General features: G+C 36.5%; 7 protein-coding genes. 5 read left to right on the top strand and 2 right to left on the bottom strand.

Going from position 1 to position 8,510, the window contains the following annotated elements; translation table 11 throughout:
• Positions 1 to 352: 352 nt before the first annotated feature.
• Complete coding sequence (locus EZ449_RS18290) at positions 353 to 745, bottom strand: response regulator transcription factor (RefSeq protein ID WP_131561587.1); 393 nt, start codon at positions 743 to 745, stop codon at positions 353 to 355.
• Between the two features lie 44 nt (positions 746 to 789).
• Positions 790 to 1,554: a DeoR/GlpR family DNA-binding transcription regulator gene (locus EZ449_RS18285; RefSeq protein WP_131561585.1), complete on the bottom strand. Its 765-nt coding sequence runs from the start codon at positions 1,552 to 1,554 to the stop codon at positions 790 to 792.
• Positions 1,555 to 1,710: 156 nt separating this feature from the next.
• Between EZ449_RS18285 and EZ449_RS18280 the strand changes: the two genes are divergently transcribed.
• The 5 genes from EZ449_RS18280 to EZ449_RS18260 all read left to right on the top strand — a co-directional run bounded on the left by EZ449_RS18280 (position 1,711) and on the right by EZ449_RS18260 (position 8,466).
• The gene (locus tag EZ449_RS18280) at positions 1,711 to 3,297 is read left to right on the top strand and encodes a glycerol-3-phosphate dehydrogenase/oxidase (protein WP_131561583.1); all 1,587 of its coding nucleotides are present in this window, start codon (positions 1,711 to 1,713) and stop codon (positions 3,295 to 3,297) included.
• A gap of 28 nt (positions 3,298 to 3,325) precedes the next feature.
• The gene (glpK, locus tag EZ449_RS18275; protein WP_131561581.1) at positions 3,326 to 4,816 is read left to right on the top strand and encodes a glycerol kinase GlpK; all 1,491 of its coding nucleotides are present in this window, start codon (positions 3,326 to 3,328) and stop codon (positions 4,814 to 4,816) included.
• A gap of 64 nt (positions 4,817 to 4,880) precedes the next feature.
• On the top strand, positions 4,881 to 5,621 hold the full coding sequence (locus EZ449_RS18270) for an MIP/aquaporin family protein (protein ID WP_131561579.1): 741 nt from the start codon (positions 4,881 to 4,883) through the stop codon (positions 5,619 to 5,621).
• Positions 5,622 to 5,876: 255 nt separating this feature from the next.
• The gene (locus tag EZ449_RS18265; protein ID WP_165499805.1) at positions 5,877 to 6,566 is read left to right on the top strand and encodes a 3'-5' exonuclease; all 690 of its coding nucleotides are present in this window, start codon (positions 5,877 to 5,879) and stop codon (positions 6,564 to 6,566) included.
• Positions 6,559 to 8,466, top strand: coding sequence for a DUF294 nucleotidyltransferase-like domain-containing protein (locus EZ449_RS18260; protein WP_131561575.1), 1,908 nt, complete (start codon positions 6,559 to 6,561; stop codon positions 8,464 to 8,466). Before EZ449_RS18265 ends, EZ449_RS18260 begins: the two co-directional genes overlap by 8 nt.
• The last annotated feature ends 44 nt before the right edge of the window (positions 8,467 to 8,510 follow it).

The following is an 8,510-nucleotide window of genomic DNA, read 5'->3' as shown; positions in this document are numbered from 1 at the left end:
GACAGAACTCATTCAGATCTCCCGGGGTAGGACAATCTACTTCCTATGGATGTGGCCTCTGTATATACGTAATAGTCCCCGTGCAGTATTGGGCTTCTGTTTGTTGGGCAACATCACCCGGACTAAATCCGCCTCATATACAGTTTCTGTTCGTAGGCCCCCATATTTGCCGCGGACTTCCTTCAGATTCGCAGTCACCCACGACACCCTTGTCTCTGGCTAACACTTCCTACTGCTAAGCGTGTTCGGGACTCTAACCCTATAGTCGATTGACATGCCCGGCGCACCCAAAAAAAAAAAAAAAGGTTAATCTTTTCAGATCAACCTTTCACACATTAAGTTTCTTTTATAACTAAGCGTTAGTAGTTCTATTCGCTTCGCTACGTTTTAATTGCGCATTGATTCGTTCTAATACATCATATATATCGAATGGTTTGCTAATGTAATCATCGGCAAATGCATCAATAGCTTTTTGTTCGCTATTGTTTTGTGCAGACATTACAATAATTGGGATGTGTTTTGTAAAAATATCAGTCTTTAAATCTTCACAAATCTCAGCGCCGTTACCATCTGGCAACATTACGTCGAGTAAGAACAAATCTGGCATTGCATCCTGAATATTCTTTTTCAATTCGGCGAATGATGATGAAAGTTGCAATTCAAAACCCTCTTCTTGAAGAAGAATCTCAATAACATTTCTAATCTCCTGATCATCTTCTAGGATGTGTATTCTTTTTTTTTCCATATTCAATTACAATGTTTTGGTTCTACCTTATAGAATGGATGTTTCTATACGATAGTTACAGTAACACCTAAACTCTCTAAATGTTTTACAATTTGTTCAGAAATTCCTTTATCTGTTATAATGTGATCAATTTCTTCTAGACCACATATTTTGCCAAAGCCTCTTTTACCAAACTTAGTAGAATCGGCAAGAACTATAGTTTTTTGAGATACACTTATCATTTTACGATTTAAATGTGCCTCCATTGCGTTAGTTGTAGTTAATCCAAAGTCTAAATCAATGCCATCTACTCCCAAAAACAATTTATTAAAGTAAAAATCCTGCAGAACCTGTTCTGCATAAGAGCCCATTACCGATGATGAACTTTTTCTTAAAATGCCCCCCAATTGAATTACCTCAATACTTGGTTCACGCATCAGTTCTAAAGCAACATTTAATGCAGATGTTACAACCGTAAGGTTAGATGCTGGAGTTATGTTTTTCGCAAAATAAAGTACGGTAGTACCCGATGCGATAACTATAGAATCGTTATCATTTAATAGTGCCGCTGCAGCCGCTCCTATTTTATTTTTTTCTGTTGATTGTATTTTTTCTTTTTCATTAACAGGACGATCAACCGTATATGGATTATTTACAGTGGCACCGCCGTGTGTTCTAAAAAGTAAACTTTTATCTTCCAGTAGTTTTAAATCCTTTCTTATTGTAACCGACGATACTTTCAACTCCTTACATAAATCTACAACATTTATGTATTGATCTCGTTGTAATCGACTTAAAATAAACTGGTGCCTTTCAGCCAAATTCATCATACTATATTAAATTAACGCGGTGCAAATTAGCAATAAAATAATTCTCACAAATATTTTACTCAATAATTTAATAATTTTTTAATGGACACATTATATTATTTCGATAATGATTGCCTATAATTGCGTATTGTTTCGTTTTATTGTTTTTTATTTCACATGGAGAGATTGCATCAACATCATATAGCCGAAGAATTTGTATGGGACATTATTATTATTGGTGGAGGAGCTACAGGCTTAGGTACTGCACTCGATTCCACAACGAGGGGATTTAAAACGCTTTTGGTCGAACAATCAGATTTTGCAAAAGGAACATCTAGCCGCAGTACCAAACTTGTTCATGGTGGTGTTCGTTATCTTGCTCAGGGTGATATTGGCTTAGTAAAACATGCTTTGAGAGAACGTGGCTTATTACAGCAAAACGCTAAACACCTTGTACATAAAGAAGAATTCATTATCCCATGTTACGATTGGTTTTCAGTGCTAAAATACCTTACGGGCTTAACCCTTTATGATTGGCTTGCAGGAAAATATAGCTTCGGAAAATCAAAGTACTTTTCAAAAAAAGATACGCTTTTAAAAATGCCTGGCATTAAAGAAAAAGGCCTTAAGGGCAGTATTAGTTATTATGATGGAAAATTCGACGATGCCCGCTTAGCAATTAACATTGCTCAAACTGCTGCCGAAAATGGAGCTACGTTATTAACCTACACCAAAGTAACCGGATTATCAAAAAACACTGCTGGAACTGTCGATGGTATTGAAACTGAAGATACTATAACTGGAAAAAAGGCAAAGTTCATGTGTAAGGTCGTTATAAATGCAACAGGTGTTTTTGTTGATGATATTCTACACATGAACAATCCAAATTCTAAAAAAATGGTTCGCCCAAGTCAGGGTGTGCATGTTGTTTTGGATAAAAGTTTTTTAAATAGCGAATCGGCATTAATGATTCCTAAAACATCCGATGGTAGAGTGCTATTCGCTGTTCCATGGCATGAGCACCTTTTAGTTGGTACAACGGATACACCTTTAGATGAGCATAGTTTAGAACCTAGAGCTTTAAAGGAAGAAGTAGATTTTATCATGAACACAGCAACTTCCTATTTCAGTAGAAAACCTTTACATACAGACATCTTAAGTGTCTTTTCTGGCCTGCGTCCTTTGGCTGCACCAACGAATGGAGATGGAAATAGCACAAAGGAAATCAGCAGAGATCATAAATTAATTGTATCCGCCAAGGGACTGATCACCATTACTGGTGGCAAATGGACAACCTACAGAAGAATGGCAGAAGAAACCGTTAACTTGGCCATTTCACATGTTGGCTTAGAATCGAAAGCATGTGTAACTTACAATTTATCAATCCATGGCTCAATGGAAATTAAAGGCGATAGTCACTTGGATATTTATGGCTCAGACAGACTGAATATTGAAAATTTAGCCACACAACATCCAGAATTGGCTAAAAAAATTCATTCCAATTTTCCATATACAGAAGCTGAAGTAATTTGGTCTGCCAGAAATGAAATGGCAGAAACCGTTGAAGACATATTAAGCCGAAGATTAAGAATTCTATTTATTGATGCTCAAGCCGCAAAAGATATGGCGCCAACAGTAGCTTCTCTCCTAGCAAAGGAATTGAATGCTGATGAAAACTGGAAAAACAATCAAATTGAAACTTTTAATAAATTAGCCGATGGTTATATCTACCATTTAGCGAATACAATAACCGAAAAGGCTTAAGCCAAATTATAATGCTAACCAAAATAATATGAGCAAGTATATCTTGTCTCTCGATCAAGGAACCACCAGTTCGAGAGCAATCATTTTTAATCATGATGGAGAAATTGTCGCTATAGCGCAAAGAGAATTTACACAGATTTATCCTCAAGCGGGATGGGTAGAACACGATCCATTAGAGATTTGGTCTACACAGCTTTCTGTAGCTACAGAAGTAATTGTAAAGGCAGGTTTATCGGCAACGGATATAGATTCTATCGGCATTACCAACCAGCGAGAAACAACTGTTGTTTGGGATAGAGAAACTGGAAAACCAATCTATAATGCCATCGTTTGGCAAGATAGAAGAACGGCTGCTTATTGCGATGAAATAAAAGCAAAAGGACTTTCGCCTAAGATTCAGGAAAAAACTGGATTGATAATCGATTCTTACTTTTCTGCTACCAAGGCAAAATGGATTTTAGAAAATGTGGAGGGTGCTAGAGCGCAGGCTGAAGCTGGGAAACTTGCATTCGGAACCATAGACACTTGGCTAATCTGGAAGTTAACAGGCGGGGAAACGCATGTTACAGATGTTACCAACGCATCGAGAACCATGCTTTTTAACATTCATAATTTAAGTTGGGATGAAGAATTGTTGAGTTTATTCGAGATACCAAAATCGATGCTTCCAGAAGTTAAATCTTCTAGTGAAGTTTATGGTGTATCTGCAGGAAGAATTTTGGCTGCAAAAATCCCAATTGCGGGCCTAGCTGGAGATCAACAGTCGGCACTTTTCGGACAAATGTGTACGAAAGTTGGGATGGTAAAAAACACCTATGGCACAGGCTGCTTTATGTTGATGAATATTGGTGCCGAGCCAAAAATTTCTGCAAACAATTTGCTCACAACAATTGCTTGGAAAATTAAAGATGATGTGCAATATGCTTTGGAAGGCAGTATTTTTATCGGTGGAGCTGTAGTACAATGGCTTAGAGATGAAATGGGAATGATTTCGAGATCTGCTGACGTAGAAACATTGGCACAGAAAGTTAAAGATACTGATGGTGTTTATGTAGTTCCAGCCTTTGCGGGCTTGGGCGCTCCACATTGGGATCAACATGCTCGAGGCACAATTACGGGCTTAACTCGTGGCACCAATAAATCGCACATTGCTAGGGCGGCCTTAGAAAGTATTGCTTACCAAACTATGGATGTTTTGAAAGCCATGGAAGCTGATGCTGGCTTAAACATAACCGAATTGCGTGTAGATGGCGGCGCAACAGCGAACAATCTTTTAATGCAATTTCAGGCAGATTTACTGAACTGCAAAGTAATTAGACCAGAAGTTACTGAAGTTACTGCTATTGGCGCAGCTTACCTCGCTGGACTTGCCACTGGCTATTGGGAAAGTGTGGATCAAATTAGATCGCAATGGAAAATTAATAAAACTTTTGTGGCTGAACCCGGAATTGATAATACAGAAAGAATAAAAGGCTGGAATAGAGCAGTAAAAGCTGCTAGAGTTAACGCCGAAGACTAAATAAATCAATAATATCTCGAAAACATTTTCTGTGCTTAAAAGTACGGAAGCAAAAAAATAAGTTATGAATGTATATCTAGCAGAATTTATTGGCACTGGCCTAATGATTCTTCTCGGAAATGGCGTTGTAGCCAATGTTGTTTTAAAAGGAACTAAAGGTAATGGTAGTGGTTGGATGGTGATTACAACAGCTTGGGCGCTTGCTGTTTTTGTAGGTGTTGTTATTGCTGGTCCTTTTAGCGGTGCGCATTTAAACCCCGCAGTTACCCTCGGCTTGGCAATCGGAAAAGGATTTGATTGGAATTTAGTTCCATTTTATATTCTAGCACAAATTTTGGGCGCTATGGTTGGCTCTTTTTTGGTATGGATTATGTATAAAGACCACTTTGATGCTACCGAAGATCCAGGATTAAAAGCTGCTCCCTTTGCAACGGCACCTGCCATTAGGAATACGGCTTCTAATCTCGTTTCGGAAATTATAGGAACATTCGTGCTGATTTTTGTAATCTTCTATTTCACCGATGCCAGCATGGGTACAAAAGAAGAAGTTACGCCTATAGGTCTGGGTTCAATGGGTGCAATTCCTGTTACATTTTTAGTTTGGGTAATCGGTTTAGCACTCGGTGGCACAACTGGTTATGCAATTAATCCCGCAAGAGATTTAGGTCCTCGAATTGTTCATGCCTTAATTCCAATGAAAGGAAAAGGAAGTAGCGATTGGGGTTATGCGTGGATTCCTATCTTAGGACCAATCATTGGTGCATCTTTAGCTGCCGTGGCATTTATGGCATTAAATATTAAATAAAAAGAATTCATATTTAACTAATTTAACCGCAAAGAATACAGAGTTTTAAGTCACAAAGAACGCTAAGAAAAACGCGAAAAATTTCATATCATTCCAGTGATGACTATTGTTTTTTTATTAAAGCGTCACCAAGCTCTGCTTTTTATGCGGAAAACTTTGTCACCTTTGCGACTAACCATCTTGTTTAATTAGCTATATTTGGCTAGATAACCCATTTGATGATGTGGGGTTATCCTAACTCAAATATTTTCAAGCTTGCAAGATTTTTTCCTTTTAGTAGATACCGAAACCTCTGGTTTGCCAAAAAATTGGTCTGCACCTTACGCAGACGAAAAGAGCTGGCCGTATATTATACAATTTGCTTGGATTATTTACGATAAGAATTACAATGAGGTTAAAAGAGAAAACCACTATATAAATAATAATGATTTTAAAATTGCGCAATCATCACAAAATATTCATCACATTACAAAAGATTACCTAGTTGCTCATGGTGAGGATAGAAAAAATGTAATGCTAAAGTTTGAAGAGGATGTTGAAAACTACAAGCCTTTAATTATTGGTCATTTTATGGAATTCGACTACCACATGATTAATGTTGAATATGAAAGAATTGGCGTTTCCAGCATCTTTAAAAAACAACCGTTCTTTTGTACAATGAAAGCCAGTGCGCCGTTTGTTAAAAACCCAAGTGTCGAACTTTTGAAATTAAATGCGTTTTATGCTGAACTGTTTGATGAAGAACCAAAAGCATCACATAATGCTTTATCAGATGCGCTGAATACAGCTAAAATCTTTTTTCACCTCTTAACTTCTGGACAAATAAATCAATCTGTAATTGCTAGTCAAGATAATGATTTCGCTTTGGAACGAAATCCATCATCAGGCATCTCAAAAGCAAGAAAAATTATAAACCGTTTATTCTCATTTGTTTTTTATGGTTGATAAACTTCACTTTTTACATCATATTGCTCCATACAATTTGCTTCCTGATGATGTTTTGGAAGAAATTTCTAATCAGCTGGAAATTATAGATTATAATAAGGAAACTAAAGTTTACGATCAAGGGAACCAAAAAATAAAAGGCATAGAAATTATTGTATCTGGAGCTTTCGAAACATTTTTTTTAGATAGCAGTAAAAGCAAGCGTAAGGTTGAGGATTATGGAATAGGACATACTTACGGGGCAATCTCCATTTTGTTCAACAAGCGAAAATCGCTAAAATCTGTTATTGCAAAAAAAGACACCACAACCTATTTTTTGGCAAGAAAAGAGTTTAAAAAACTTTGTGTTGATTACGAGGAGTTTTTCGATTTCTTTTCTAATGAGTTTGGTAAAAAAATGTTAGATGAGGAATTTGCACATTTCTATAAAAACAACAATGCTTTAGAAGATAATTATTTGGTTGCAGATCAACTATATTCTTCAAAGATTAGCGATATCACTTATAAGAAAATTGTAAGCTGTAGTCCGGAAATGCCCATTTTTGAAGCTGCCATAAAAATGGCAGAAAACAAAACAAGCTGTTTATTTATAAAAGAAAACGATGATCATTATATTGGTTTCGTTACTGATATCACTTTGAGAGATCGCGTTATTGCGCAACAATATGATCCAAAAGCTGCCATACGGGAAATTATGGATTCGGATATTGTAAGTATTTCTACCGATGCCTATGTTTACGAAGCTGTGTTATTAATGTTTAGCAGTAAATCGAGGTATTTATTGGTTAATCAAGACGAGCATTTTATTGGCTTTTTAAGCCGGAACAGGCTTTTGAGCGAACAGGCTCAATCTCCATTGGTATTTATCCAATCGGTAAAATCTGCCGCAAATACTTCTGATTTAAGATCGAAATGGCACAAAGTTCCAAACATTGTCGCTCAACTTTTGGCCCGAGGTGTTCATGCTGAAATTGTGAATGAAGTTGTAACCACCATTGCCGATGCAATTTCCAATAAGATTATCGAAGAAGTAATTACAAAACTCGGTCCGCCGCCAGCAAAATTCGTTTTTATGGTTTTAGGTAGCGAAGGAAGAAAAGAGTTGAGCTTAAAAACCGATCAGGATAACGCTATTATTTATGAAGATACTTCAGATGATAAACGAGCCATGGTACGCTCCTATTTTCTAGATTTTGCAACTCAGGTTTCTGATAAGTTAAACTATGTCGGCTTTGTTTATTGCGATGGTGATTATATGGCCACAAACCCCAACTGGACACATTCTCTCTCCCATTGGAAATACAACTACAAAAACTGGATCGAGGAAGCTTTGCCTGAGGCTGCAGTAAAATTCGCTGCTTTTTTTGATTGCAGAGCAATATATGGCGACCTTAACATTATGCAGGAATTAAGAATTTTTGTGGATGAGGAACTTAAAAAACCAATAGAAAAATTCTACCTCTACCTTGCTAAAAATGCTTTGCTTTACGAGCCGCCCCTAACGTATTTCAGAAATATTAAAACACAGAAAATAGAAAGCAAAGAGGTTTTTGATATTAAAACTGCGATGACACCAATTGTAGATTTGGTTCGTGTTTATGCCTTACAGAATAGAATTTTCCAAAAAGAAAATACTGGAGAGAGATTAAGAGCACTTAAAGATTTGGGTGTTTTTACTGAGATACAATTTAATGAATTGATGCAATCTTATTACTATTTAATGGGCTTAAGGTTGAAACATCAATCTCAACAAATTATTAAAGATAATGTGGCTCCAAATAATTTTATCGAGATTATTAGCCTTACAAAAATTGATAAGGTAACCTTGATTGAAATTTTCAAAACCATCCAGAATTTCCAAAGTGGAATTAAAATGAAGTTTACAAATAGTCTTGGGTAAAAAATAATACTCATAAAAAAACTGGCTCAATTATAAATTGAACC

Source organism: Pedobacter frigidisoli (genome assembly GCF_004331675.1).
Lineage (GTDB): Bacteria > Bacteroidota > Bacteroidia > Sphingobacteriales > Sphingobacteriaceae > Pedobacter > Pedobacter frigidisoli.
The sequence above is the reverse complement of the archived record's forward strand: the minus strand, read 5'-3'. Positions and strand labels throughout refer to the sequence as shown.